Genomic DNA, 24,743 nt, shown 5'->3' with positions numbered 1-24,743 from the left:
TATGAAGGATAAAAGAATCAACACGAAGGATTTAGTCGACAAAATCGAGAAGATGACGAAGGCGCGCATCGCGAGCCAGGACGTTGTCTCTTTAGATCAATTTCGTGAGGCGAAGAAGAAACTTGATCCCAAAGTGATCTTAGTTATCGAAGATGATGAGACCATGCGTTTGGCGATGAAGAGAATTCTAGAAACTGAAGGTTACGTGACGAAGCTTGCCGCTGATGCCACGGAACTTTCTACGGCCTTGGATGATCATCCGGTTGATTTGATTTTGATGGATGTGGGTCTTCCATGGGTGAACGGTTTTGAACTGGCCCAGCTTCTGAAGGACCATCGCGATCTTAAAAAGATTCCGTTGGTTTTCGTTTCTGGCAAAGCCACCGAAGACGACATGAAAAAAGCTTTCGAAATCGGCGCTGATGACTACATCAAAAAGCCTTTCGACGTCGAAAAGCTAAAGAAAACTGTTCAGACACTTCTTAAATTGAACGAGTAGTTCAGGGGCCTTAGACAAAGGTATTGTCTCAGTCCGAGACCCTAAGGCCAGCTCCACAATTTCTCAATAGTCCTAGCGGAAAATAATGAGCATCCTGTTAGTAAACAAGCTAAAATAGGAAGCTCATGGCACGTCGGTTATCCATAGTCATTTTCTTGATCGTATTAGGGGGAGCGGCTCTTTATTTTTGGAATAAAGGGGCTTCTTCGTCAGTAATAACTGCAAACACCGAAGCTTCTACCACTTTATCATCTGCAAAGGACCATGAGTCCACCTCCACTGCCACCGTGGCAGTAGAGTCTTCTGAAAAAACTCAAACCACTGAAATTGCTTCCAATCAAGAACCAGCGCAGATGGTGCCGCGATCTCGTCGCTTACCCAAGTCAGAGCGGGATTCTATTAAGCTGAATACACAAAATGCAGAGTTTTCCGAATCGCCGCTTTTTGCTGATAGTGATTGGAAAATCTGGAATGGCGTAAGAGCCGTCCCTAAAAATGCGGGACCACCTTCCGCAGTCGTTGTCGGCGAAATGACGGGTTTTTATTTAGTTAAAGAGGAAGCGGCGGATCCGAGTGCTTTTTCCGCGTCTCAGCCGATCGTGGTTTATGATGCTCGATTGGGAATTGCGGGTGTCGTCACGGGAACTTTTTCGGTGGTCCTTAAAGAAGGAGTTTCGCCACAGGTTCTTACGCAAAACTTGGGACTGAAAGTTTTAAATTCGTTTCCGGATATTCGTACTTATTACGTGACGTCTCCTCAAGAGCCTTTTGACTTAAAAGTCGTCCAAGATATTTTAAAAAATGATCCCTCTTTAGAATCTTCAGAAATGGAAATTTTAAGTAGAACTTATGAAAAGAATTAGTCCTCGCTTCCGCATTTTAGTTTCTGTTTTAGCGGTGAGCTGTCTCACGGGGCTGTTCTTTACGAATTGTGCGGAAAGTACTTTCACTGCTGTTGAGCCGGATAAAACCGGTGCCGATCCATTATTAGAACTGGCTTGGCATATCAATAATACCGCTCAGAAAGTTTTTTCGACGACTGCGGGTGAAGTCGGAAACGATTTAAATCTTCTGCAGACTTGGTCGAGCGGATACTCTGGAAAAGGTCTTTCAATTTTAGTTTCTGACGATGGTGTTGAAGACACTCACGAAGATCTAAAGAAGAATTTTCTTTACGGCGTTTCTAAAGATTATACTTTGGCATCACCTTGGACAGCGAGTGCTGCTGCACCGAAAGTTGCTAACGATAACCATGGTACGGCTGTTTCTGGTTTGATTGCGGCTGTTGCCTCCAATGGTGTGGGCACTAAGGGTGTCGCTTTCGGGGCGGGGATTGCTTCAGCGAATTTTCTTTCTGAAGCGGCAGGATATTCTGACGCGATATTAGTCAGTCAGGCCGAGGGAAACTTTGACCTTTTCAATATGAGTTGGGGTTCTTCGCAAAATAATTTGTCGACTGTTTCATCTAATTTTCAGGCGCAGTTAAAATCAAAAGCGATCAATGGTCGCTCGGGAAAAGGCTCCTTAATTGTCAAAGCGGCCGGGAACGATTTTTTTGTGAAATGCCGTGGCTCTAGCACCGAGTATTGCGTTGGAAATGCGAACTTTGATTCTGATAATAGCACTCCTTATACACTTTTAGCGGGCGCTTTGAATGCGGAAGGATATGCAGCAAGCTATTCTTCGCCGGGCTCTAACATTTGGGTGTCTTCGTTTGGTGGAGAGTTCGGTGATGATTCTCCAGCCATGGTGACAACAGATCGTATGGGATGTAGCAAAGGATTTTCTGCTTCGAATGTTACTAGTGACGTGGCCTTTGAAAAAGGAGCCAACGGCAACTCAGCGTGCAGCTATTCCGTCACGTTTAACGGAACTTCGGCGGCGACTCCGGTTCTTACGGGTGCCATTGCACTGATCTTAGAAGCCAATCCCAATCTGACTTGGAGAGACGTGAAATACATTCTCGCCAAAACAGCCGTCCCAGTAAATTATGTGACAACGGGAACGGTGCCTCACCCTATGGATACGACGCCAGCAGGTTATGCCTGGGAGCAGCCTTGGATTCAGAATGGGGCCGGATTTAAGTTTCATAACTGGTACGGGTTTGGAAAAGTCGACGTAGACGCGGCCGTAAGTTTAGCGCGAAACTATACTTCTCCTTTTGGTGCTTTTACGGAAACAAATTGGTCAGATACTTCAGGTGGAATTTCTGTAGGTATCCCGGACAATGCTGCGGCCGGTGGCTCTAGTGTGATCATCGTGAACACTCCGAATATTAAAATTGAATCGGTGCAAATCCGGGTGTGGGTCACTCACGCGAATATTTCTGAACTGGCGCTTGAGTTAATTTCGCCGTCAGGAAAGAAAAGTATCATCGTCAATGCACGAAACTCTTTAACAGGTCTTGCTAATTATACCGGACAAACTTTCCTGACCAACGCCTTCTATCAAGAAACGACTCAAGGAGCTTGGACTCTGAAAGTCGTCGATGCGAAATCGGGCAACTCGGGAACGCTCACTCAATGGAGCATTAATTTCACCGGAAGCTACTAAAAGAAAAGGCACCTTCCGGTGCCTTTTTTAATTCCCCACAAACATCGAACTTATACAATTTGTTTGCAGACTTGTTCCAGTGAAGGGCACGGTCCCAACGCGAGTCAAAGTCTTCGTCGTTGAATCATAAGTGAATTTTTCAATCACGTTCGCTAAAGATGTGGATCCATTCGCAACATAGACAAAACCCGTTTCAGCGTCATAGGTCATCGCGGAAGGGCCATAAATCACGCTGGTGTTGATGTAGGCGACAGTCGGCGATCCAATCGTGACGGTCGAAGCGGTTTCGGTGATGGGATAGGAAATTATCATATTCGAAGCCGCCGTCGTGCCTCCCGTTGCGATCAAAACATCATTTGACGAAGGAATGTAAACCATGGCTGTCGGTAAAGCTGTTGTCGGAGTGATGGACGTGCTTGCTAAACAGTCGGCAGCGGAAACATAACCTGTTCCTTTTATCGCATTCAGCTTGTTGTTAGGAGCCGCCGCTGCATGTGTGTAAAGGATGTGCCCGTAAGTAGGTGTCACCGTAAGACTTGAAATTAACGTTGTCGTTGTCGCACAAGCGCCGCCCGGAGCGTTGACATAGGCCGCAGTGCCCACGCGACTTTTTGCTGCGAACTTTTCAATGGCACTGGATTTACTAATTAATAAAGCGCCGTCTGAAGCTACACTCATGCTTCGCATCACCGCGTTCAGTGCCGTCGAGTTCGTAAAATATGTCTGATATTGATTTCCGTTGGAAGACTTAGTGACTCGATCCACGCGACGCCCGCTGGTGTTCTCGACCAAAGAAAGAACGGTGTTGTCATCGTGATTGATAACGGTGATGGGCGCATCACCCGGAGAAGCCGCATTGTAATCAACGATGATGTCATGGATATTTCCGGTTGCTAGATTCACACGCGAGATCGTGCGCGAAGGGGAGGTCGGAGTAGGCCCCCCGGCATAACAACTTCCGCTAGCAATATAAAGAAAGCGTGTGGGGTTTGTGGCCTGATCGTTTTCGCTCGAGCCATCATCTTCGACCTGTTGCTCGCAAGCCGTTGCCAACATCAGTGTCGCTACTAAGAGAACCAAGTACTTCGCTGTACTCATATTGTCGTCTCCTTTACGTCCTACTTAAAAAATATCGGCGCGATGTTAAGGAGTCTTGACTAAAACACTCGCTTTCTAGACCAAAAATGTTTCATTGCGGGATGTTCATGTAACCGAATTTTTATTCAAAGGAAAAACTATTCCGAGGTCTCGTTCATAATTGTGAAGAGAAGCCGATGAGTATTTTGAATTATATAAATAACTTTGCAGGCACCTTGAACGTTTCGACCATCTGCAAATAATTTCCTAAATGGGTAGAAGAGAAATCTTCTACCCATTTTTTTTGAAAGTGCCTGCTTACTTTTTGGGTCTACACCGCAGCAATTAATGCGGCGTAGACCCAAAAAAGAAGCAGGCACCTTTTAGCCGGCGCTTCGGCGGACTTGGTCTTGGTAGATGACGTAGGCTTTAAGAAGAGCGTCTAGACGCAAGGTCATGGCGACGTCTTGTTCGATGAACATCAAGCGGCGTGGGTCTGTCATGTCACCGACGATTTTCGCGCGGAAAAGCAGACGAGCTTTTGATGGATCGGGTTCAAAGGGATTTACGATAATAAGATCGAAGGGTTTATTCAAAAAGTCTCGCGGGATTTCGTCTTCCAACATTGTACCGCTTAAAGAAATATTCTTTGAGTACGTGCGGAATGAACGAATCTTAGAAACCAGAACAACTTCGATTTTAAAATTATGACGGGGATCGCGACGACGATCAGCTCCGCTCGGCTCGGCTTTGGGAGCGGGCGCGGGATCCGCTTTTTTCTTTGTGGATTCAGGTTTAATTTTCGCGATCTTTTTAAGATCTAACTCATCACCATTGAAGTCTTGATGATGATAACCACCAAACTCTTGCTGCTTCAATGGCGCTTCCCCGACAACCACTTGCGTGTAAGGGCTGTCAGACGAAGACTGCGTTGGTGGAGCGTTGTGTGTCGCCGTTAAAGTGTCATCTGGGACAGAACCTGGCGATGTAAATGCAGGCTCTGCCGGACGAGGTGGTTGCGCCATGACGAAATACTTTTGATCCGACGTTAAGAACTCTTTAACGCTGATCCACTCTTCCCAGCCGGGTGTCCAAAGAAAGTATTTATGATGTGATGTAGAGTCTAAAGACAACAAAGTGACCTGCGCTTGAACGACAGACATCGGTTTTGTCTGTTTCTTAGTTTCAGCGTCGTAAATGATCCAAACTTTGCCTTGCGTTTTCATAGACTCCCCAGGTTACGCAACCTAGGGAGTTTATCGGAAAAAATAGGTAACTTCTTTATACGCGAATGCAGGCCGCGATATGATCTGGAGATTTTAGCTCCAAAGGCGGGACGATAGTCTTGCAATCCTCGATAGCCATAGGGCAACGAGGGTGGAAATGACAGCCTGTAGGAGGGCTGATTGGCGACGGCACGTCCCCAGTCAAAATGATACGCTCGTCACGACGACGAGGATCTGGAACTGGGATTGCCGACATCAGGGCTTTCGTATAGGGATGCTTCGGATTGCGGTAAAGCTCTTCAGCCTCTGCCATTTCAACGATTTTACCCAAGTACATAACAGCCACACGTGTAGAAACGTGTTCAACCACCTTCAAGTCATGCGCAATAAAGATGTATGTAAGACCGAGCTTTTGTTGAAGCTCCATCAAAAGATTGATCACTTGCGCTTGGATGGAAACGTCCAAGGCAGAAACCGGCTCGTCACACACGATCAACTCAGGATTCACCGCCAAAGCACGGGCAATGCCCACACGCTGACGTTGACCGCCAGAGAATTCATGCGGGTAACGGTTCAAATGTTCACGACGAAGACCCACAAGGTCGATCAATTCATGAATACGATCCTGACGATCTTTCGCAGAACTATAAAGGTTGTGAATGATCAATGGCTCTTCAAGGATGGAGCCGATCGTCATGCGCGGATTCAAAGAAGCAAATGGATCTTGGAAGATGATTTGCATTTTTTTACGCATGTCACGCAGCTCTTCGCCTTGAATGTGCGTGATGTCTTTACCGTTGTAAGAGATTTTTCCAGAAGTCGTGTCATGAAGGCGAATCAAACAACGACCCAAAGTAGATTTACCGCAACCGGATTCACCCACCAGGCCTAGAGTTTCGCCTTTTTTAAGTTCAAAGGAAATACCTTGAACCGCTTTTACCGAAGCTACTTCACGGCTGAAAAGTCCGCCATAGATTGGAAAGCTTTTAGTGACATTTTCAACTTTCAAAAGAGGAGTGCTCATTCTTATTTTACCTCTTCAGTCAAAGGGTGGTAGCAAGCCACTTTGTGAATACCGCGAAGGTTTTCAAGTGACGGATAAGACTCGCGGCAATCAGCCTGAGCATAAGGACAACGATCCGCAAAACGACAACCCTTAGGAAGGTTGTACAAGCTAGGAACCATGCCTTTGATAGTTTTCAAGTGTTCAAGTTTTTGACCCGTTTCAAAGTGCGGGATCGAATCCAAAAGACCTTTTGTGTACGGGTGTTTTGGACGATAGAAAATGTCTTCCACGGTGCCGAACTCAACCACGCGACCCGCGTACATCACCGCGACTTCTTGGCACATCTCTGCGACAACACCCAAGTCATGCGTGATCAGAATCATGCCGGCGTTAAAGTCTTTTTGAAGTTTGCGCATAAGATCCAAGATCTGAGCTTGGATAGTTACGTCCAAAGCTGTCGTTGGTTCATCGGCAATCAAAAGTTCTGGATTACAGCTGATCGCCATTGCGATCATCACACGTTGTCTCATGCCGCCCGAAAGTTGGTGCGGAAATTCATGGAAACGTTTTTCAGGAGCGGGGATACCCACGATACGAAGCATGTCGATCGCGCGTTCACGAGCTTGCTGTTTGTTCAGGTCTTTTTGGTGAAGAAGAATGGCCTCTTCGATTTGATCACCGATTGTGTAAACCGGGTTCAAAGAAGTCATAGGTTCTTGGAAAATCATCGCGATTTCGTTACCACGAATTTCGCGCATTTTAGAGTCCGTCACATCCAAAAGGTTCTTCCCTTTGAACATGATCTTTCCGGATTCAATCTGACCTGGTTTTTGAATCAAGCGCATGATTGAAAGAGATGTAACAGATTTACCGCAGCCAGATTCTCCAACGATTCCAAGAGTTTGGCCCTTTTTCACGTGAAAGCTGACATCGTCAACCGCGAAAAAAGAACCATCGTCGGTTTTAAAGCGCGTCTTAAGATTTTGAACCTCTAAAAGAATATCACTCACCGGAGATGACCCCCATTTAAGGTTTCATCTTATATAGGCGTGGGGGCTCCGACGCAAGCCCACAAAGGCCCTCTGGTCCTTTTTTCTAGCGAACATGCGTCATGCTCTGACAGAGAGCTTTTCGAGGAGGGAATGAAGGTCCTGATAATGCCCCAAAACTCCCTTCGGCTCATATTTTTCCAAGAGAGAAATTGAGGTGTACCCAAATCCAATCGCGATGGAGGGAACGCCCGCGCGCAAAGCCGAAAGAACGTCTGGAATGCCATCGCCAATCATGAACGTATTCTGGGGAGTTCGGCTCGCAAGCTTCATCATCGTCTGAAGGGGAAGAGGGCTGGGCTTGCGCTCTTCCAAAGTGTCAGCGCCAAAAACGTTCACCCAGGGAAAGCGGTCTAAGCCCAAGTGGCTCAAGATGGCCTTCGCCGGTTTTTCGTTCTTGTTGGTGATGATGGCCATGGGGCCTTGGTAAGAGGAAAGAAAATTTTCTACGCCGGGAAAGATAGTGGTTCTATTAAACATCTCTTCTTCATAGATGCGTAAAAATTCCATTTCGAGTTCGACGATCTGGGAGGGCTCTAAATTATCTTCAAGAAAAAGATCTGCGATAAGTTTTTTAAGGCCTTCACCGATGTGAGAGATGATGACTTCATCAGAAAGAGTGATCTTACCGTGATTTTTTAAAGTGCGATTCACGGCGACCACGATATCAGGAGCAGAATCAATCAATGTACCATCAAGGTCAAAAGCAAGAAGTGGGTTCATGCCCACATCTTGCCGTTTTTCATTTTATTCCACAATCTCAAAATCCACACGACGATCGCGCGCCTGCTGAGACTCGCTGCCCATCATATCGGATTGTACGGCGCCCATACCAATAGCTTCGATTTTCTCTTCAGGGATTCCTTTTTTTACTAAGTAATCCTGAACGGCCAAGGCTCTTTGTTCAGAGATATTTTGATTTTCACTGCTGTCGCCAACGGCATCAGAAAATCCCGTCACTCGAACTGTTTCAAATGTGTTGAGGGATTTTTTCATTTCATCGGCAATGCCGTCTAAGGCGCGACGATTGGAGGCTGAAAGTGTGGCGCTCTTGGGTTCAAAGCGAATGTTTTGTGATAGGGCCGTGAACTTCGTACTGCGATTAAGATCTTCGTCACCTGTTTTACCTAAAGCGGCGGCCGAAGACTTCGGTGCATTCGCGGATTGCGAGTTGGTCGCCGGGCGATAGTATTCTCTGGGAGGCTCTTCTTTAGTGGCGCAGGCGCTGAGGGCCAATACCGACAAAACCGCGACGGAGTTTACTTTTAAACGTGTCATATATTCCTCCTTGCATGGAACTTTCGTCTGCAAAACCCTATTATTTCGAGAGAAAGAAACGCCCGCAAATTAACTTCCTGTTAACTTCATCGGAAATCTGTGAGAAGATCCCCGCATGCGTGAGACGGTGTTAACCAGCAAAGAAAACTACATGAATTCTCTTCTGCTTGAAGAGAACGAAACAAAGAAATTGTCGCGTCAGTATGCCGAAGAACTGGGACTGGCACGTATTAGTATTTCTCCTGCTGAAGCACAGCTCGTAAAAACTTTGGTGCGTCTTCACGGCACAAAAAAATTCGTCGAAATCGGAACCTTAACCGGCCTATCTGCGCAATACATCTTTGAAGCTTTGCCTGACGGAGGCGAGCTTTGGACCTTAGAAAAAGATCCCAAGCATTGCGAAAAATCCGCCGATGTTTTTTCAAAACTAGATCAAAGCAAAAAGAAAATTCATTTGGTGATGGGGGACGCGCGTGCGGAACTTGAAAAGATTTCGACGTCAGGCCCTTTCGACGGAGTTTTCATCGACGGAAACAAAGCGGCTTACTTTGATTATCTCATGTGGGCCGAAAAGAATTTGCGCTCGGGCGGTTTGATCTTAGGAGACAATATTTTCCTAAGCGGTTCCGTCTGGGGCGATGCCACCACTCAAAAATTCTCCGAAAAACAAATCAAGATCATGCAAGATTTCAACAAGCGTCTTGCAGACCCGACACTCTACGAATCTGCCATCGTTCCATCCTACGAAGGCCTTTTTGTCGCCATCAAAAAATAGGTGCCTGCTTCTTTTTTGCACTACGCCGCAGTATGAGCATGGTTGCGTTGTTGAAAATAGGTACCTGCTTCTTTTTTGGGTCTACACCGCGGCCTAGTTGTGGGTGTTATGTGCGAGAAATAAGAGTTTACGATGGCTCAACAGATTTATAAGCTTCGATCTTCATTTCAATCGAATAGTTTTTCGACGCTTCCTTTAGTGGCGCAAGTAACCAGTTCCACTCTTTCACTTTTTCGTATCCAGAAAAATTAACGGGATAGTGGCCTTTGTAAATTTCATCGCCTTTGGGGTCGCGATAAGTGACTTCGCGGTCGGCATAGATAAGTTTTGTGCCTTTGCAGGCGCTTAAATTTTTAAGATGGATTTCCGCAAAGCCGGTGCACAGCACGTCTTTTTCTTCCAGAGTCAGAGCGCGTTTGATTTTCTTTTCAATGGCTTCAATTGGAAGAAGGGCGAGTTGTGAAAGAAGATTCCCTGACACAATGAGGTCGGCGTCGAAATTAAAAAGTGTTTCTTGAGCCAGTTTGTCTTTCAACTCGTAAAGATCTTCAAGGCTTTGCAGATTCTCTAAACTTGCTAAGCTGCCAGAAAGATCTTGCGTGATTAACTTTACCCGCGAAGTCCGTTTTGCCAAAAGATGATGACGAATTGGGTGAATCACATCCACCAAAGTGATGGATTCAAAGTTCTTTTCCAAAAGATGCATCGGGATTTCGTGCAAGTGCGAGCTTCCTAAAATCACGACGGATTTTTTCTGTGGCAAAGTCTTGACCGTATCTAAAAACAAATCCTGACAATTCTTAAGATGCGGAAGCCAAGCCTTTTTGCAGCGATGATAGCGCGCTTGAAGTGCGACGGACTGATAAAGGAAGCCATATTTCTTGGCGACGTCAGAAGTGGGCGTAAAAAGAAAGATAAAGGCTTCGCGAATCATTCTTAGGGGATACCAAAGATCTTTGGCAGGGTCATGGGTTTTTAGGCCCTGAAATTGCTCAATATCTCATTATACGACATGAGTCTCAATTTAAGGGACTTTAACCCGCTATCTTTTAGACAGACGGGCGCCATTTTTGCGCTCGTGGGACTATGAGGAGTTTTTTCGTGTTGAAGTGGATGCAAACAGTGATTTTAGCAATGTCGATGGTTGTGGGGTCTATGGCCCAAGCCTACCAATTGACGTGCAACTGGGTGTTTTCCGAACAAGTTGAAATCTTTCTGAATCCCGATTCCCCACAAAGAATTCTGAAAGCTATTGAGCAATATAAATCCATCATGGGCCTAACGGAGTTTAACCATAAGCCCGGCTCTTTAGATCAAGCAAAGACCAACCTTCAGCATCTTTCCCCGGAAAAGAAAGCGGAATTGCACAAGCTGATCTCTGAATACTACAACGAAGTAAAGGCATTAAAATATAATAACGACGGTCCTTTTAAAACTTTCAAGCGTCACATTGATCTGGTCGTTGCTCGTGAAATCAATGCGGCGGAATTCTTCAAAGAGGCTATTTACAACAAGGGCCGCTCACTGGAAGAAACATTAAGCGCCTACTATGAACGCGTTCAGAAAATCACGAAAGTTCCTGTCGTACTTAAAGGAGAAGATGTTCTTTTAACGGCGATGCGCCTGCAAGATCGCTTCTTATCTGATCGTGATAACACGATTGTGTTATACGGAAGTTTTGTAAATGGAAAAGCTTACTCTAAATCCAGCGACTTAGATTTTGCGGTGATGAATTCAAGACTAGAAACACAGATGCGTGAGACTGAGCTTCTGGGTTTATTAAAAGAATTTCCTTTATCTGAGGCTCAGGCTCACACAATCACTCCGGCGCAAGTGCATGGATTGGGCTCGATGAATCCTCTGGTGTTGATCGTACGCAAGAACTACATCGTCTTGCGCGTTTATGAAAACGGACTGCATAAAGATTTCCAGAATAAAAATGTGAAATTTCATGAGTTCTATTTCTAGCTCTCTGAGTGCTTCATAAAATTTAGAATCCCTTCAGTGTCGCACGAATTCTTATATTGATGTCTCAATAAAAGTTATTGAAGCGGTAACACCCGAGCGGCGCGAATATTTATCAATTCTCCGACTTTTTCGATTTGGCCATGAATTTCTAAAAGCGATCTTCCATAAATGGCCAAACGATCCTTCTGATAGACATCCGGATGAATCACGATATTCATAAAACCAAACTCATCTTCCAAAGTAATAAAACACATACCTTTCGCTGTCGGTGGTTTCTGCGTGACCGAAACCAATCCCGCCAGTCGCACTTTGGTTTTATTTTTCATGCGGGCAAGATCATCCGAAGAAAAATAGGGAACAAAACGTTTTGACACGAGTTCATTGTTTTTTTCTTTCAAGTAAGAACGCAGAACCGAAAGGGGATGAGAGTTCACTGAATACCCCTTCGTATCGTATTCGCGTCGCAAGCGATCCCAGTTCGATTCAAAAGGAATATTTTCTGTGTCGTCGTCATCTTCCTCGTCAACCTCGAATTGTTCTTTGGGAAGACCCCACAAAAAACTTTCTTGATCCAGGCTAAGGCTTTCTAAGTGCCAAATCAGATCGCGCACATTCTCATTAAAGCACTCAAAAGCTCCGGCTGCGGCAAGCTTAAGTAAAGCACTGCGTGGAAGCTCGGTGCGGCGGATGAAGTCAGGAAGATCTTTGAAGGGACCATGAGCCTTGCGGGACTCTTCTACGCGACGAAGTAATGCTTCAGGAAATCCAAAGATAGAACGTAAGCCCACACGCAGGGGATGAAGTCCTGGGCCTGTTCCTTCTAAGGTGTAATCATAATTAGATCGCTGCACGCACAATGGAACAACCTGAACGCCATTTCTTTGCGCTTCGGCCACTAAAGTGCGGGGAGCATAAAATCCCATGGGCTGACTGTTTAAAAGCCCACACACGAAAACATCGGGGTGGTGTTTTTTAATGTAACAGCTGGCATAGGTTAAAAGAGCAAAGCTTGCCGCATGACTTTCAGGAAAACCATAGTTCGCAAAACCTTCAATTGTTTTATAAATCTGTTCTCCGTACTCTTGACTGATTCCATGAGCGGCAAAACCATCTAAAATTCTTTTACGAATGCTTTCCATGGTTGAACGCTTACGCCAAGCCGAAGACATAATACGACGAAGCTCGTCGGCCTCACCCGGAGTAAATCCAGCCGTTGCGATCACGATCTTCATGACTTGCTCTTGAAAAATAGGAACTCCGTGAGTCTTTTCCAAAATAGGAATCAGATCATCATGAGCATAAGTGACTTTTTCTAAACCCTGACGGCGTTTTAAAAACGGATGAACCATGCCCCCCTGTAAAGGACCAGGACGAACCAGCGCCACTTCAATGACCAAGTCGTAAAATGTCTTAGGCTTCATGCGAGGTAACGTCTGCATTTGGGCTCGAGACTCAATCTGAAAAACACCGACGGTGTCGGCTTTGCCAATCATTTCATAAGTCGGGGCATCGTCTTCTTGAGAAAAAGAAGCTAAATTGAAATGCAGATTTTTATGATGCTTTAAAAGCTCAAAGCATTTACGTAAACATGTCAGCATGCCCAGACTTAGAACGTCGATCTTCATCAGCTTCAATGTGGCGACATCGTCTTTATTCCACTGGATGACGTAACGTCCATCCATCGTCGCTTTTTCGACGGGCACCATTTCTGTGATGGGATCTTGAGTGATCAGAAAACCACCCGTATGAATTCCCAAGTGACGGGGAAAGCCACGCAGTTGTTGTGAAAGATGTAAAAACATTTTCCAGTGATTAGGATCCGTCACACCGAAGCGAGCGGCGGATTCAGGTTCTAACAAACGGCTGATCCCGTCTCGACCCATAAATTTAGCCATCGCATTGACTTTATCTAAAGGAATACCAAAAACTTTCGCGGTTTCTCGAATCGCCATGCGCGAGCGATAACGAACTACGGTGCAAACCATAGCTGCATGGCGTTCATTGTACTTTTCATAGATATGCTGAATCACTTCTTCACGGCGACTGTGCTCAAAGTCGATATCAATATCCGGTGGTTCGCGACGTTCACGAGAAATAAATCGCTCAAAGAGCAAAGAGATTTTCATCGGGTCCACTGAAGTAAGACCGATGCAATAACAAACCACCGAGTTCGCCGCAGATCCGCGACCTTGATATAAAATCCCCCGGCTTTTTGCGAAGTCACAGATTTCTTTTAAGGTCAGAAAATAGTCTTCGTATTCAAGCTCTTTAATCAGAGCGAGTTCATACTCAATCTGACTGAGGATTTTCTGGGAGACTCCTTCAGGATAACGTTCCTTTGCGCCCAGCAAAGCCAGATTGCGCAAGTGTTCTGAAGGCGTGGTGTTTTCGGGTAAATTCGAATGCGGATAGCGATAGCGAATTTCGTCCAAAGAAAAATTCACACGTCCGGCGATCTCCACAGTTTTTTCCACAAGGTCTAAACGATCTTGCCATAGTGAAGAAAGATCTTCGATGCTGCGGTAAGAGCGCTCGGCATTTTGGATCAACTTATCTTTAGCTTCAAATAAAGTGGTATGGTGTAAAATGCAGGTGATCACGTCAAACAACGGTTTTCGCTCGGGCGTGTGCATGAACGGGCGTTGTGTGACAAAAAGCTGAGCTTGATATTTTTCTTCTAAAAGAAAAGCCTGACGACAGAACTCTTGCGATTCCCAAGTGAAATCGCGCCAAATCGGCAGGTAAAGACGATCGCCAAAAATCTTTTCTAACTTTTCATAGCGCTCAGAACTCCAAGGGGGAATAGCGACACATAAAAGACCTTTGCTGTGTTCGGCCACTTGTTCTAAAGAAAGTTTAGAAAAACCTTTGGCGGCCTGCCTTTTACCTAAAGTCAGAAGTTTGCAAAGGTGAGAATAACCTTCTTTATTAATGGGAATCAGAGTGACGGCGGTTTCATCCGTCAAAGTCAGCTCAGAACCCACGAGATATTTAAAGCCTTCTTTGGCTTGAACCGTGGCTTCAAACATCGAAGGGGATTTTACTGAAAGAAATCCGCGCACCACGCCGTAAAGGCCGTTCAGATCACAAATGCCGACACCATCGTAACCAAGTTTGATGGCTTCAATCACCATTTCTTCCGGTGAAGAAGCCCCTTGCAGAAAAGAAAAATTGCTGCGACCTAAAAGTTCAACAAAGCCTTTGGCGCGAGGTTTGGGCTTCGCCACAGTTTTTTGAGACTGTGACGATAAAGCGGGTAACTTAACCTTGTGATTTCCACTAATCAAAATAGCCATGCAAGTACACCTGTGAATTTATGCGATCCTTGAAAACCCACAGAAGCTGACCTTGATGAGAGAGCGCAAAGTAATAATCTCTATTTTTTAAATCTTGAACGGATATCTGCCACCAGGACGATTCGATTCGTTCACTGGGTAAAGACGAAACAAAACGCAACTTCTGCGCTTCGGCCGTCGACAAAAGCTGCGGCTTATCTAAAAGCAAAGCAGGGCGGGGACTGGTCGCCAAAGACTTTGCATAAACCGATTTCACCTGTAAAGCCTCTTCCTGGCGTTCGACCAAATCCTGAGGCTTGAAATCTTCAGGCCAATCGGTGACCAAGCGAAAGCTTTGTTCGGGAAAATGACTGGCTTCCATTTGCAAAAAGCCCATATCGCACTGAGCTTGCTTGGCAAAACTGATCAGACGGCGCCAGCGATCTTCGGTGTTGTCGCGCGGTTCAAAAAAATCCAGTTGCTGCACTTTTTCTGGCACATCAAAAACGGAAATTTCAAACTCCCGAATAGGATTTTGCAAAACCAATGACGTCAGTTTCTTTTCTAGTAAATCTTCAAAAAGCTCTTGATCGCGAGTTGGGCTGACCGGCTCGATACTGACAGGATGTTTTTTATCCGAGTATTCGCAGTGAAGAATCAAATCCATGCGTTGCGCGTATCTAGAAAGTCCCGCTAGACGCGCAAATAAAATATCCATGTGCGGTTTGATCCGCGCCATCAATAAAGGCACCGCCCCTAAGGGATCGTCAAAGTAACCATAGCCCACAAGAGGGTCGCGAGGCACAAGAGGTGATATGACCTGAGAGTCTTGAGAATGCAGACGATTCCAAAGTAAAACACCGAACTCTCCCCATCTTTCGCGCAGTGAATTCATGCGAAAATTTAAAACATCTTCCAAGCCATGGACACCCAGTGTGTGGAAGAAAGAAATCATATGTTCAATCGGTCTTTTTTGAGGCCAAGGATGCAGACCTTCTAAGTCTTTCAAGGCATCTAAGCCCAAACCACGAAAACCGTCTTGTTCTTTCCCACGAGGAGCCACATACGACGGGCGCCAACGCGAAAACATCTGCGCTGCCGGAGCCGTATCAGCAATAGCCACCGCCGGATCACCCGAAAATTTACGAGCGATCTCTAAAGCTTTTTCCATCGTACGGTGTTCGCCGCCGAATAAGTGCTGTGTGGATTCGATCTCGACAAAAATAAATTGTGGAAAGCGAAACTGCACACGCGGACTTAAAAGCAGAAAAGCCTCAGCTGAGGAGCTTTCTTGCGGTGTTTTTAAATTGATGCATAAAGTTCGCATGGATCATACTCCCGGCAATATTAAAAGGTGTCGGACGGTGCAAGGCTCTTTGAATAGTGATGAAGTCGCGTTGAAAGTGCATAATCAGACTAAAAAGCGGATTGATGAACTTCACCGGCTTTTGATTTACAAAAACCAAAGCCACTTTGTGCAGGCGACAAAGACGCTTTAATTTTTGCAGCTGATGATTCTTTAAAAAGATCTCTTTTAAGTTGCAGCCAATCACTTCAAATAAAGAGCTAGTGATCAACTCTTGCAACAACCAGAAAAGCTGATCCTTTTCTTGCGGCTCTTTCACTACAAGCAGACGCTTTAAATTTATTTTTTGATGAGAAAGATGAGTTGGAAATAACTGCGCATCTCCATTGATCCAAGCCGCCCATTTATTTTGAGCATGAACTTGTTGAACGATGCGAATCCATAAAGAAGTAGCTCCGGTACCGGGAAGTCCTTGAAGAAGGCTTAAGTCTCCTTGAGGCACTCCCTTCCACAAAAGGAAGTTGTCCAAGACGGCAAGACCGGTGGACAAACCTGCAGGTGGTTGTAAGTGCTCTGCAGAGACAAAAGGAACGTTCTGTAATTCGGGAAGGGCGAGGGCACGCATAAAGCTCTCCGTTATTTACATATAATTTACATAGTAATTTATATGTAAGTCAAAGAGCTAAATGTGAATATAGACTAAGGTTTTAGTTTGTAAAAACTTACGAAAAATCAATAACTTACAAAGCACCTTCAGAACTCAACAACTCTGCCTTTAGTTCTGGGCCCCAGTGATATTTGAGTTTATTCGCATTTTTGCCCACAACACGGTGGCAAGGAATCCAATAACAAACCGGATTTTTCGCAACAGCTGAAGCAATAGCACGAACCGCAGAAGGCTTACGCAATTTTTTTGCAAGCTCCGAATAAGTCCAAGTTTTGCCATAAGGAATTTTTAGAAGTTCTAACCACACACGCACTTGGAATTCGGTGCCTTGAAGTTTGATCTTGTGTTTACCGTTCCAGAAATTGCCTTTGCTCCACTTCACCGGTGTGAAAGAGCCCACATGGAAGTGATAGTGTTCATGGAAGAAATCAGCAAGGTCGCCTTCGACCTTCTTTTTACCTAAAGCATAGCTCCCCAAAAAGATCAGCTCAGAGCCATCAAAAGCGGCAAGCCATTCGCCAAATTCAGAAGCTACTTTGTAAACGCGGAATTCTAGATCTCCCATAAATCACCTCGATGTATGAGAGACCTGTACCTTAGATTATGTCATCACACAACTTCTTCGATATAAAGAGGCGTGAAATAGCGGATATCATAGCCCCCATAGCGTTTAAAGGCGTCTATCACTTCCTCTTTTTCACTGTCAGAAGGCGTGGGGACACAGATAAGAACGTGACCGTTTCTTATTTCCTGATCCGCTTCGTTTAAAAAGCGCCACTCGGCAGAATCCGAAAATTTAATAAATTTACGCATATAATTTTCTAAAAGAGTGTGATGACTTCCATCTAAATCGACAGCATCGATACCTCTGTCGCCTTCAAACACGTTGAAGTCTTCGTCGGTATATCCATAATCTTCAAGTTCTTCGACGGCCTTCATTGCTTCCTCCGCATTCTCAAAGAAAGCGGCTGTGTAGTGATTAGGATAAGGTAAATAATCTGGATGAGGCAGTTGTTCCAAACTCACCATAGAAAACCTCCGTTCTATCTTGTCATTATAAAAGCTGCAGAGGTGAGAATCTTTTAAATCACACCGTCTAACACATTTGTAAAACTAGCTCGGACCAAAGCCCCTTATTCGAACATTCCATCCATTGTGATGTAACGTTGATTGTTAGGTGTCAGTCTTAAAGATTGATAGAACGTCTGCTGACATTGACCTCGCAAAATCGCATCAATGCCGCCGATAGTAGCCGTGTAAACCTCATCGACATTCAGAACATCTAGTGAAGTGATCACACCTGTATTCGGAGCGGTTGCGCGCACCTTTTTCAAGAAATGATCGCGAGAGTTGCAGGCCATCAAACCTAAAATAGGTGTCTTCTTAGATCCCGATAAAGCGTTTAATAACTTCTTCAAGCCGGGACGTTGCACCTCATAGTAGCCGTCGTAATTGATTTTGTTGCGCCCACGAACAAAAACCGGTGGAGAAAAATCAGGACCGCCACCATTTCTAGCATGACCGAAGTAAAACACTGCATCGGCATTTTGCAAGGCTCTGGCAAAATAAGCATCCATGAAATTTGTGCGTTCCTGTTGTTCGCGACTCATGCGCCCTAAATTGGTGTCCAGAAACTCGGTCGCCGAAGAGAAGTGAACTTCCACACGCGCAGGATACTTATTTCCATGTACGGTCACTTCACGATTGAAACGATACATATTGTTAGGATCTTGCTTAAATCCACAGAAACGAGCGCGACCATAACAAGGTGTCGTCAAAAGCTTTCTTAAAGCAGCAAAAGCACCAAGATCCAAAGAAGGGCTTAAACCAAAGCTTCTTCCTTCTGCATAAACATTGCTTCCAGTCGTCCAATCAAAATATCCCAGGGCAATGCGAATATCGATCAAGCCGTCGTCAAGAATATCCTGGTAGCGTTGAACACAGATACCGCGTTTGGCTGGCGCTAAGGCATTCAAATTGTCAGTGGCTTTGCCGTCCAGACGACCCACATAGTTTCTTCCCATCACATCAAAGCGCGATTCGTAAAGATAAGTTCCTCGCGCGGACGCCACAGAGGTGAATAGCAGAAAAGAAAAAATCCCAAAGATGACTGACTTCATGAAGTCCTCCTTGGGATTTAAGATAGTCTGTAGAATATCGCAGTCTAGTTACAGGCCTCTAATGGGATTATGATTTCCCACACAGAAACACTTCATGAACGCAGTCGCCGCGGTCATCTTGGTACTGATCTAAAACGTTAAAGATGGCCTCGCGCAGTTTTTCTTTTATCTCTGGTAAAAGATGCGATTGCGTTGAAAAAGCTGTGTAGAAAATATTGTTTTTATTTTCCGAAGCGATCTCGTTTGCTTCCGTGCGGATTTGCGTGCAAAGAGTTTTCGTCAAATCAGCAAGTTTCCCTGCGTCTGAAAGACTTAAGAAATCCATTTGGCTAGAGCGCACATAGAACCGGCCATTTTGCGAAACAACAGCACCTTCTTCCATCAGAAAATTCAACGGATCAGATAAGGACTCTGGCGCCATGCGGGAACGTTGAGAAATCTCCGCAAGACTCGCGCCCTCTTCCTCGGTGCCCAAAGCGGCAAAAACTCGAAACAGAGTGGGTTTAGATAAAAGACGATGTGGATCTTTAACTTGAGAACGAGCGTCCATCTGTCTTTGCAAAGCGAGCTTAATATAACTGACTTGTTGGCGAATCTCTTCCGGGGACATTTTGTTGGAAAAAAGCTCGGGCTGGTCTTTTCGGACCAACAAAGAAAATATGTCAGAGTAAGGCTTTGGAAGTTTGAGTGTGATCTTCAGTTGATTCACGCTGTCTCTGGAAAGACCTTTTTTTCCCGCCAAGTATTCCGAAAGAAAACTGCGTGATGAAAATCCCGCGCGGCGAGAGAAATCCGCCAAATTCACTTTGCCCTTTTTGCGATAACGAACTTCTAAAGCACGTTTTAAAAACTGTCTGGCATTTTCAATATCTAGTAACTCTTGATAAACGGAATCAAACTGGTTGGTCATACTAATTTCCTACGGAAATTCTTGGAAGAGGTTTCGTCGATCTATCGTAAGTGATGCTTCCGCCGAGGGAACAAATCATGAACGGAAACAGGCTTTCTCGCAATTTGCTGTTCTTAATTTCCAGATCTCCCAGGCCCATTCCTGTGTAAAGAGTCAGAATAAAATCCTCTTTTATGCTTTCGTAAAGCCATTCGGAATTTGTACGGAACGAAGCCATGACGTACATCTCGGTAATTGCAACGGTCTTCTTCGTGTTTTCATCATGCTGAAGAATCACCGCAAAGTGCCCGCCCTCTTGAAGAGGAGCTATACCAACTTCGATCCAAGGATTTGCATACTGCTGCTGGCACAAAATATCCGTCTGCAGGCTGTAAGGTTTCACCTCTGCCTGCGAAGAGAAGGATGACAAAACTAAAAGACACAAAGCGAACCATTTCATAAACGCCCCCGAAGCTCAGCTTTTTTTGACACTTATATTTGGGACCCTGCCGCAGGTAAACGAAATTACTTCATTTTGCGGTGGTCCACGGTCACTTGGCGAACCTCTGAAACCCGCTACAGCAGCGGAAAAGCGGTTTGCGGCCCATTTCTGGATCCCATTTTGGACTTAAGATCGATAAATAGAGAAATGCGGGTAGTGAGAAGGCTCCTGAACTTCCGAAAGCCAGGGGTGTTCTTTATGAATTAGAAAACGAGTTAAGCGACCACGCCCGACAACTTGAATGGGTCGGCTTTTTGCTACTTCTTGAAGATCCTGCAGCGTTTTCTTTACGTTGGCTTCGGTGCCGTAGTCGAAGATGAAATAAACGTCAGCACTTGGCAGATGAAAGCTTTCCGCAGACAGATCAGTAGATTGAACGCGAATTGACGTACTAGAAATCCCAAGAATTCTTTGAGCTTCTTCCACGCGCTGATTCTCAAGTTCATAGCCAATAAATTGAAGTTCGGGAAAGTGCCGCTGAATCACCAAAGCCATTCGCGCATAAGCACAACCCAAGTCGACAATCGTATCGCCTGGGTGAAGTGACAAGAGATCTAGGATATTGTGAATCTCGACGTAGGGAGTTTGAAAAGCCTGAACAGAAAGATGCTCCCAGTTTTGTTGCACTACTGAAGACTCTTTAGCATGGGAGCGAATTTCTGCTTCGATGCTTTCGCATAGAAAGCCAAGATGCTCGTCCACCTTTAAGGAATGCTCTTGCGCTTCTTGATATGTGTAAGAGTTTAAATCTAAGAGCGGGAAGGGATTGTTGGCATCAAATACGATCATAGCGGTGTTGCCACGCTATGAAGGAACTTTTCTAAAACAGGTGCATAGTCCGATTTAAAATCGCGAAGACCGGTAAGGTGTCCCGCTTCGGGTAAAGCCAGCTTCGTCCAATCCAAGTTACTATGAGGTTCAAAGACTTCATCAATATGATCTGGAGGAATTAACAAATCCTTCCATCCACGAATCGAAAGAACTTTAAAACCTTCAGGAAAGGTCTTTAGATCGTCGTGCAAATCCTTATGTAAGAAAGGACTCCAAGCCATGCTTAGAAGCGGTGCTAAAGCCACGCGTAAAGGCATCGGCTTTAATTTATACTCATGGGTATATAAGTTATAGGCAGAAGGAATAAAGCGCGCCGTGGGGCCGCTATCACAAATCAGAGCCACGGTGTCTGAACAATGACGACGAGCCATGGCCTCGATCGCCGCGCCCGACGGATTTGAAAAAGAGAAAATAATCTTTTTACCCGGAATCAAATTTAAAAGAGTTTCGATCTGATCGGCATAGACGTGCTTCGTGCCAAAGACGCCGGCTTTACTAACGGGAGGACGAAGTGAGATCAGATCTTTTAAAGTGCCTTGAAGTTGAAAGGCAAAAGCATCAAAACCCAAAGAGTTTACAAGTTTAATATGACGAAGAAGTTGCTTCTTGCTGCCTTCATAAAAGTGAACGAAGAAAATCAGCTCTTCGTACTTTTTGTTTCGAGATAAAAAGAACTCCCCATCAAAGGGGAGTTCTTGCTTAGCTAAATCTGTATACATTCAATCCAGTTTCTGTCGCCGTTGAAGCGACGACCCTGTGACTAGTGCTTGTGCACAGGGTTTTTAGCTGGCCACAAATCAGTCCAGTGTCCAGCGCGTCCTTCTGCTTGATGAGCTTCACCGAGAGCGCTTTCAGAAACAATGACTTTTTCAAGAGCTGTTTCAGCTAGCACTTTTCCGCAAGCTTCAACCACGGCTTCCGCGTCGATGTTGTGATAAGCGTAGATCTCTGAAGGGCGACCGCACTTCGAGTGCTTACGAACTGCCAAAGACTCCTGACGAACACCGATGATAGAACCGATGTTGTCTAGCAAACCGGCTTCGCCATCCGCTACAGAAACCGCAGGGATGCGTTTACCAGCGACAGTCACTAGGTCACCCGTAGTCACTTCGTCAGCTTTTCTTAAGTACAAGTTCGAGTTCACACCCAAACCATTTTTCAAGTAATCATAATCGTCTTCATGGCCTTGGATGCCGACAAGAAGATCTGAAGAAGTCACAACGATCACGTTTCCGTAAATTCCGCGAGACAACAAGGCTTCAGAAGCTTTGATTGCTTCCGTCACCATAGAGCCCATCGCGAAGATGTTCACAACGTTATCACCTGGCTCGTAACCTGCGTAACCGCGGTAGTCGATCAAGTAGTAAGCGCCTTTAAGAACTTCTTCACGGATTGTCGCCATCATTTGCGCTTCGTCCACAGTTCCTAGTTCTTCCTCGTTGAATGCACCTGCAATAGGGAATTCAGAACGCGCCAAAGCACCCTCAAGACCCGCTTTGAAGCGAGCTTGTTTTTTCAAGTAGTGAAGCATGTCTTTTTGTTCTGCTCCACGAGTCACTAGGCGAAGAAGAGTTCCGGTTCTGCCAGCATTGTCGTTCAAAACGTGACGTTTGATGGTGTCACATAAGATCCAATCAAGCTCTTGGCAGAAGAACGGTTCCCAAGTGATTTGATTTGGGATTTGGATGTCAGACTTCCAACCATGTTGCGCACCTTCTGGAGAAAGTGTCACACCTGACGGAGTTCCCACGCAAATGAACGAGGATTTCCAGTAAAGGTTGTAGAAGTATTGATCCAATGCACGTTTGATGAAGAAGTCATAAACCGTCATCAATGGAATGATTGGAATACCCAAGAAGTCGCGCATTTTTCCGAAAGCGCCCACGCAAGACATTACGTTTCCTTCAGCGATTTCAAAACGTAAGAAGCGGTCTGAAACATCTTCGCCAGGAACGAGGTCAGGAAGTTTGTGGTCTTTCACGCCCAATTCAGTTTCCAAGTCTTGAACAACCGGCGCACCGAAGATCTTACCATCCATCGCTGGATTCAAGTTCGTCGAAGTACCTACGTCCGGAGCCATCGAAATGAACAACTCACCTGGAAGTTTGAATGGCTTTTCTGAATCTGTCAGAGGTTTTTGTTTTTCGCCCAATTTAGATTCATCCAGCGGAGTGTTCGCAATACGAGTCAACTTCGCTGTCAACTGACCCAACATCCATTGAGTATGAGGATAGCTGGTCATTTTCGTGTTGATGTCCAAAGTTTGAGGAATATCGCCGAACTCAGTGAGTTTTCTTAAGAAGAAATCTTGGTTCTTCGCTTTCAAAGCGTGTTGCGCTTTGATTTCAGTAAGAAGTTTTTCTCCGCGAGCGGCCAAGAATTTGCCTTCCACAGAGTTTGCAGCAAAACGTTCATAAAGCTTGTCGCCTTTGATACCTTGTTTTGCTTTTAGTTCCATCACTTCTTCTTCTTGTGGCAAAGAAGAGTGGTTGCCCGGTTGAGCGGCCGCTTTCAAGCCCCAACCTTTCAAAGTGTGGGCGATGATGATTGTTGGTTTGCGAGTGGATTTTTTAGATTTTTCCATCGCTTCAGCCAAAGCGATCATGTCGTGACCACCGAAATCGCGGATCGCATCGAAAAGCTCTTCATCAGAAATGCTATCCAAGAACTTCTTCATGTTTGGATGTTCTTTAGCGATTCCTTTTTTCAAAGCTTTCATGTCTTGAACAAGAAGAAGAGCTTGAAGTTCGTAGTCCTCAAGTTCTTTTTCTAGGAAGTTTTTGAAAGTGTCGCCATCTTTCTTTTTGAACAAAGCTTGGCGTTTAGAACCGTGACGTACTTGAATCACTTCCCAACCGTTGGCAGCCATAGTGCGCTCAACACGGTCGGCATCTGTTCCGTTCATGATTTCTTTATTCGTGATACGGTGACCGTCCAAAGATTGACGGTTGTAATCAAGGATCCAAGTCAATGAACCCAACTCGCGCTCTGCAAAGTCAGGAACAGCTTCATACATAGAACCTTCGCGGAATTCAGAGTCACCGCAAACTGCCCAGAAGTGAGCATCTGGAACTTCGTAACCGTGTTCACGAGCATAGCGGTAAGCCAATGCAAGGTAACCGGCTTCAACAGGTGGAATGCCCACTGTGCCTGATGGGAAGAAGTTGTGGTTATCAGGATCATAAGCAGAGTGGTAAGATTGGAAAACGAACTCACTGCCATCAGTGAATTTGCGAAGACCGTTCATCGCTTGATCGGCTTGCTCTTGAGTCAATTTTGAAAGGTCATTCTTCAACAACAAATCCAAAAGATAGTTGTACGAGTGATCTGTTGGCGACGCATGCGGTTTATTCGCGATGTGATCGAATCCAGATTTCACAAGAAGGTGCAAAGCACCCATGATGTGCAACGAACTTGCGCTGGCAGCAGGGTGACCACCGATTTTCGGGTCGCCTTTTTCTTTGTCAGTGCGGTGATTGGCTTGCCAGATCATTTGTGTCGCAAGGTAATGCGCACGTCTAGCGATTGAGTCCAGAACCTCAGGTTTGGCATTTTTTAGAGTTGAGTTATCCAAGTGGATCTCCTTCAGATTTTGTACTTTTCTAGCGTCTGGCAACCTAGCACTGTACAGAGGAGGAGTCCATGCATTTAAGCCCCGCAGCAAGAGTTCTGGCTCTAATTTAGACGTAGGGCGCCCTCCGAATGGTGACGAAAGGCATCTC

23 protein-coding genes are annotated in these 24,743 nt (G+C 45.3%); 5 read left to right on the top strand and 18 right to left on the bottom strand.

Annotated elements, in window-relative coordinates:
• The first annotated feature begins 1 nt into the window (after position 1).
• The 3 genes from AZI85_RS14855 (at position 2) to AZI85_RS14845 (ending at position 3,052) form a co-directional block, all read left to right on the top strand.
• Complete coding sequence (locus tag AZI85_RS14855; RefSeq protein WP_063206170.1) at positions 2–499, top strand: response regulator; 498 nt, start codon at positions 2–4, stop codon at positions 497–499.
• 125 nt (positions 500–624) lie between these two features.
• The gene (locus AZI85_RS14850; RefSeq protein WP_063244812.1) at positions 625–1,362 is read left to right on the top strand and encodes a lipase chaperone; all 738 of its coding nucleotides are present in this window, start codon (positions 625–627) and stop codon (positions 1,360–1,362) included.
• On the top strand, positions 1,349–3,052 hold the full coding sequence (locus AZI85_RS14845; RefSeq protein WP_155724056.1) for a S8 family serine peptidase: 1,704 nt from the start codon (positions 1,349–1,351) through the stop codon (positions 3,050–3,052). The genes AZI85_RS14850 and AZI85_RS14845 overlap by 14 nt, the downstream gene beginning before the upstream one ends.
• A 27-nt stretch (positions 3,053–3,079) precedes the next feature.
• Here the strand turns inward: AZI85_RS14845 and AZI85_RS14840 are convergent, their stop codons facing one another.
• The 6 genes from AZI85_RS14840 to AZI85_RS14815 all read right to left on the bottom strand — a co-directional run bounded on the left by AZI85_RS14840 (position 3,080) and on the right by AZI85_RS14815 (position 8,688).
• Positions 3,080–4,150, bottom strand: a complete 1,071-nt coding sequence (locus tag AZI85_RS14840) for a hypothetical protein (RefSeq protein WP_063244811.1) — start codon at positions 4,148–4,150, stop codon at positions 3,080–3,082.
• 362 nt (positions 4,151–4,512) lie between these two features.
• Positions 4,513–5,355, bottom strand: a complete 843-nt coding sequence (locus AZI85_RS14835) for a PilZ domain-containing protein (protein ID WP_063206173.1) — start codon at positions 5,353–5,355, stop codon at positions 4,513–4,515.
• A 55-nt stretch (positions 5,356–5,410) separates the two neighbouring features.
• Positions 5,411–6,379: an ABC transporter ATP-binding protein gene (locus AZI85_RS14830; RefSeq protein ID WP_063244810.1), complete on the bottom strand. Its 969-nt coding sequence runs from the start codon at positions 6,377–6,379 to the stop codon at positions 5,411–5,413.
• 2 nt (positions 6,380–6,381) lie between these two features.
• Positions 6,382–7,371, bottom strand: a complete 990-nt coding sequence (locus tag AZI85_RS14825) for an ABC transporter ATP-binding protein (RefSeq protein WP_063244809.1) — start codon at positions 7,369–7,371, stop codon at positions 6,382–6,384.
• Positions 7,372–7,470: 99 nt separating this feature from the next.
• On the bottom strand, positions 7,471–8,133 hold the full coding sequence (locus AZI85_RS14820; RefSeq protein WP_063244808.1) for an HAD family hydrolase: 663 nt from the start codon (positions 8,131–8,133) through the stop codon (positions 7,471–7,473).
• Positions 8,134–8,157: 24 nt separating this feature from the next.
• Positions 8,158–8,688, bottom strand: a complete 531-nt coding sequence (locus AZI85_RS14815) for an OmpA family protein (protein WP_063244807.1) — start codon at positions 8,686–8,688, stop codon at positions 8,158–8,160.
• Positions 8,689–8,803: 115 nt separating this feature from the next.
• Here AZI85_RS14815 and AZI85_RS14810 point away from each other — a divergent pair, with 115 nt between their 5' ends.
• Positions 8,804–9,463: an O-methyltransferase gene (locus AZI85_RS14810; protein ID WP_063244806.1), complete on the top strand. Its 660-nt coding sequence runs from the start codon at positions 8,804–8,806 to the stop codon at positions 9,461–9,463.
• Between the two features lie 127 nt (positions 9,464–9,590).
• Here the strand turns inward: AZI85_RS14810 and AZI85_RS14805 are convergent, their stop codons facing one another.
• Positions 9,591–10,397, bottom strand: a complete 807-nt coding sequence (locus tag AZI85_RS14805) for a hypothetical protein (RefSeq protein WP_063244805.1) — start codon at positions 10,395–10,397, stop codon at positions 9,591–9,593.
• 167 nt (positions 10,398–10,564) lie between these two features.
• Between AZI85_RS14805 and AZI85_RS14800 the strand changes: the two genes are divergently transcribed.
• Positions 10,565–11,431, top strand: a complete 867-nt coding sequence (locus AZI85_RS14800; protein WP_063244804.1) for a hypothetical protein — start codon at positions 10,565–10,567, stop codon at positions 11,429–11,431.
• Between the two features lie 74 nt (positions 11,432–11,505).
• On the opposite strand, the gene AZI85_RS14795 is transcribed toward AZI85_RS14800, so the two are convergent.
• The 11 genes from AZI85_RS14795 to AZI85_RS14745 all read right to left on the bottom strand — a co-directional run bounded on the left by AZI85_RS14795 (position 11,506) and on the right by AZI85_RS14745 (position 24,595).
• Positions 11,506–14,727 carry an error-prone DNA polymerase gene (locus AZI85_RS14795; protein ID WP_063244803.1) on the bottom strand — a complete coding sequence of 1,074 codons (3,222 nt, stop codon included), beginning with the start codon at positions 14,725–14,727 and terminating at the stop codon, positions 11,506–11,508.
• Positions 14,711–16,033 (bottom strand): hypothetical protein, encoded by a 1,323-nt coding sequence (locus AZI85_RS14790; protein ID WP_253721018.1) that lies wholly within the window; start codon positions 16,031–16,033, stop codon positions 14,711–14,713. Before AZI85_RS14790 ends, AZI85_RS14795 begins: the two co-directional genes overlap by 17 nt.
• A complete protein-coding gene (locus tag AZI85_RS14785) occupies positions 15,981–16,637 on the bottom strand; it encodes a recA protein (protein ID WP_063244802.1) in 657 nt (218 codons plus the stop codon). Before AZI85_RS14785 ends, AZI85_RS14790 begins: the two co-directional genes overlap by 53 nt.
• Before the next feature lie 115 nt (positions 16,638–16,752).
• Positions 16,753–17,244 carry a methylated-DNA--[protein]-cysteine S-methyltransferase gene (locus AZI85_RS14780; protein WP_063206183.1) on the bottom strand — a complete coding sequence of 164 codons (492 nt, stop codon included), beginning with the start codon at positions 17,242–17,244 and terminating at the stop codon, positions 16,753–16,755.
• 44 nt (positions 17,245–17,288) lie between these two features.
• Complete coding sequence (locus AZI85_RS14775) at positions 17,289–17,708, bottom strand: hypothetical protein (protein WP_063244801.1); 420 nt, start codon at positions 17,706–17,708, stop codon at positions 17,289–17,291.
• 104 nt (positions 17,709–17,812) lie between these two features.
• Positions 17,813–18,799, bottom strand: coding sequence for a hypothetical protein (locus AZI85_RS14770; RefSeq protein WP_063244800.1), 987 nt, complete (start codon positions 18,797–18,799; stop codon positions 17,813–17,815).
• A 67-nt stretch (positions 18,800–18,866) separates the two neighbouring features.
• Complete coding sequence (locus tag AZI85_RS14765) at positions 18,867–19,709, bottom strand: hypothetical protein (protein WP_063244799.1); 843 nt, start codon at positions 19,707–19,709, stop codon at positions 18,867–18,869.
• 1 nt (position 19,710) lies between these two features.
• Complete coding sequence (locus AZI85_RS14760; protein WP_063244798.1) at positions 19,711–20,148, bottom strand: hypothetical protein; 438 nt, start codon at positions 20,146–20,148, stop codon at positions 19,711–19,713.
• Between the two features lie 168 nt (positions 20,149–20,316).
• On the bottom strand, positions 20,317–20,979 hold the full coding sequence (locus tag AZI85_RS14755) for a class I SAM-dependent methyltransferase (protein ID WP_253721017.1): 663 nt from the start codon (positions 20,977–20,979) through the stop codon (positions 20,317–20,319).
• Positions 20,976–21,740 (bottom strand): hypothetical protein, encoded by a 765-nt coding sequence (locus tag AZI85_RS14750; RefSeq protein WP_063244797.1) that lies wholly within the window; start codon positions 21,738–21,740, stop codon positions 20,976–20,978. The genes AZI85_RS14755 and AZI85_RS14750 overlap by 4 nt, the downstream gene beginning before the upstream one ends.
• A 41-nt stretch (positions 21,741–21,781) precedes the next feature.
• Positions 21,782–24,595, bottom strand: coding sequence for a pyruvate dehydrogenase (locus AZI85_RS14745; RefSeq protein WP_063244796.1), 2,814 nt, complete (start codon positions 24,593–24,595; stop codon positions 21,782–21,784).
• Positions 24,596–24,743 lie beyond the last annotated feature (148 nt).

It is taken from the genome of Bdellovibrio bacteriovorus (genome assembly GCF_001592755.1).
GTDB lineage: Bacteria > Bdellovibrionota > Bdellovibrionia > Bdellovibrionales > Bdellovibrionaceae > Bdellovibrio > Bdellovibrio bacteriovorus_E.
The sequence above is the reverse complement of the archived record's forward strand: the minus strand, read 5'-3'. Positions and strand labels throughout refer to the sequence as shown.

Excerpts from the sequence above, each read along its gene's own strand:
- AZI85_RS14855 (WP_063206170.1), top strand. The coding sequence starts at position 2 with ATGAAGGATAAAAGAATCAACACGAAGGATTTAGTCGACAAAATCGAG.
- AZI85_RS14850 (WP_063244812.1), top strand. The coding sequence starts at position 625 with ATGGCACGTCGGTTATCCATAGTCATTTTCTTGATCGTATTAGGGGGA.
- AZI85_RS14845 (WP_155724056.1), top strand. The coding sequence starts at position 1,349 with ATGAAAAGAATTAGTCCTCGCTTCCGCATTTTAGTTTCTGTTTTAGCG.
- AZI85_RS14840 (WP_063244811.1), bottom strand. The coding sequence starts at position 4,150 with ATGAGTACAGCGAAGTACTTGGTTCTCTTAGTAGCGACACTGATGTTG.
- AZI85_RS14835 (WP_063206173.1), bottom strand. The coding sequence starts at position 5,355 with ATGAAAACGCAAGGCAAAGTTTGGATCATTTACGACGCTGAAACTAAG.
- AZI85_RS14830 (WP_063244810.1), bottom strand. The coding sequence starts at position 6,379 with ATGAGCACTCCTCTTTTGAAAGTTGAAAATGTCACTAAAAGCTTTCCA.
- AZI85_RS14820 (WP_063244808.1), bottom strand. The coding sequence starts at position 8,133 with ATGAACCCACTTCTTGCTTTTGACCTTGATGGTACATTGATTGATTCT.
- AZI85_RS14815 (WP_063244807.1), bottom strand. The coding sequence starts at position 8,688 with ATGACACGTTTAAAAGTAAACTCCGTCGCGGTTTTGTCGGTATTGGCC.
- AZI85_RS14810 (WP_063244806.1), top strand. The coding sequence starts at position 8,804 with ATGCGTGAGACGGTGTTAACCAGCAAAGAAAACTACATGAATTCTCTT.
- AZI85_RS14805 (WP_063244805.1), bottom strand. The coding sequence starts at position 10,397 with ATGATTCGCGAAGCCTTTATCTTTCTTTTTACGCCCACTTCTGACGTC.
- AZI85_RS14795 (WP_063244803.1), bottom strand. The coding sequence starts at position 14,727 with ATGGCTATTTTGATTAGTGGAAATCACAAGGTTAAGTTACCCGCTTTA.
- AZI85_RS14790 (WP_253721018.1), bottom strand. The coding sequence starts at position 16,033 with ATGCGAACTTTATGCATCAATTTAAAAACACCGCAAGAAAGCTCCTCA.
- AZI85_RS14785 (WP_063244802.1), bottom strand. The coding sequence starts at position 16,637 with ATGCGTGCCCTCGCCCTTCCCGAATTACAGAACGTTCCTTTTGTCTCT.
- AZI85_RS14780 (WP_063206183.1), bottom strand. The coding sequence starts at position 17,244 with ATGGGAGATCTAGAATTCCGCGTTTACAAAGTAGCTTCTGAATTTGGC.
- AZI85_RS14775 (WP_063244801.1), bottom strand. The coding sequence starts at position 17,708 with ATGGTGAGTTTGGAACAACTGCCTCATCCAGATTATTTACCTTATCCT.
- AZI85_RS14770 (WP_063244800.1), bottom strand. The coding sequence starts at position 18,799 with ATGAAGTCAGTCATCTTTGGGATTTTTTCTTTTCTGCTATTCACCTCT.
- AZI85_RS14765 (WP_063244799.1), bottom strand. The coding sequence starts at position 19,709 with ATGACCAACCAGTTTGATTCCGTTTATCAAGAGTTACTAGATATTGAA.
- AZI85_RS14760 (WP_063244798.1), bottom strand. The coding sequence starts at position 20,148 with ATGAAATGGTTCGCTTTGTGTCTTTTAGTTTTGTCATCCTTCTCTTCG.
- AZI85_RS14755 (WP_253721017.1), bottom strand. The coding sequence starts at position 20,979 with ATGATCGTATTTGATGCCAACAATCCCTTCCCGCTCTTAGATTTAAAC.
- AZI85_RS14750 (WP_063244797.1), bottom strand. The coding sequence starts at position 21,740 with ATGTATACAGATTTAGCTAAGCAAGAACTCCCCTTTGATGGGGAGTTC.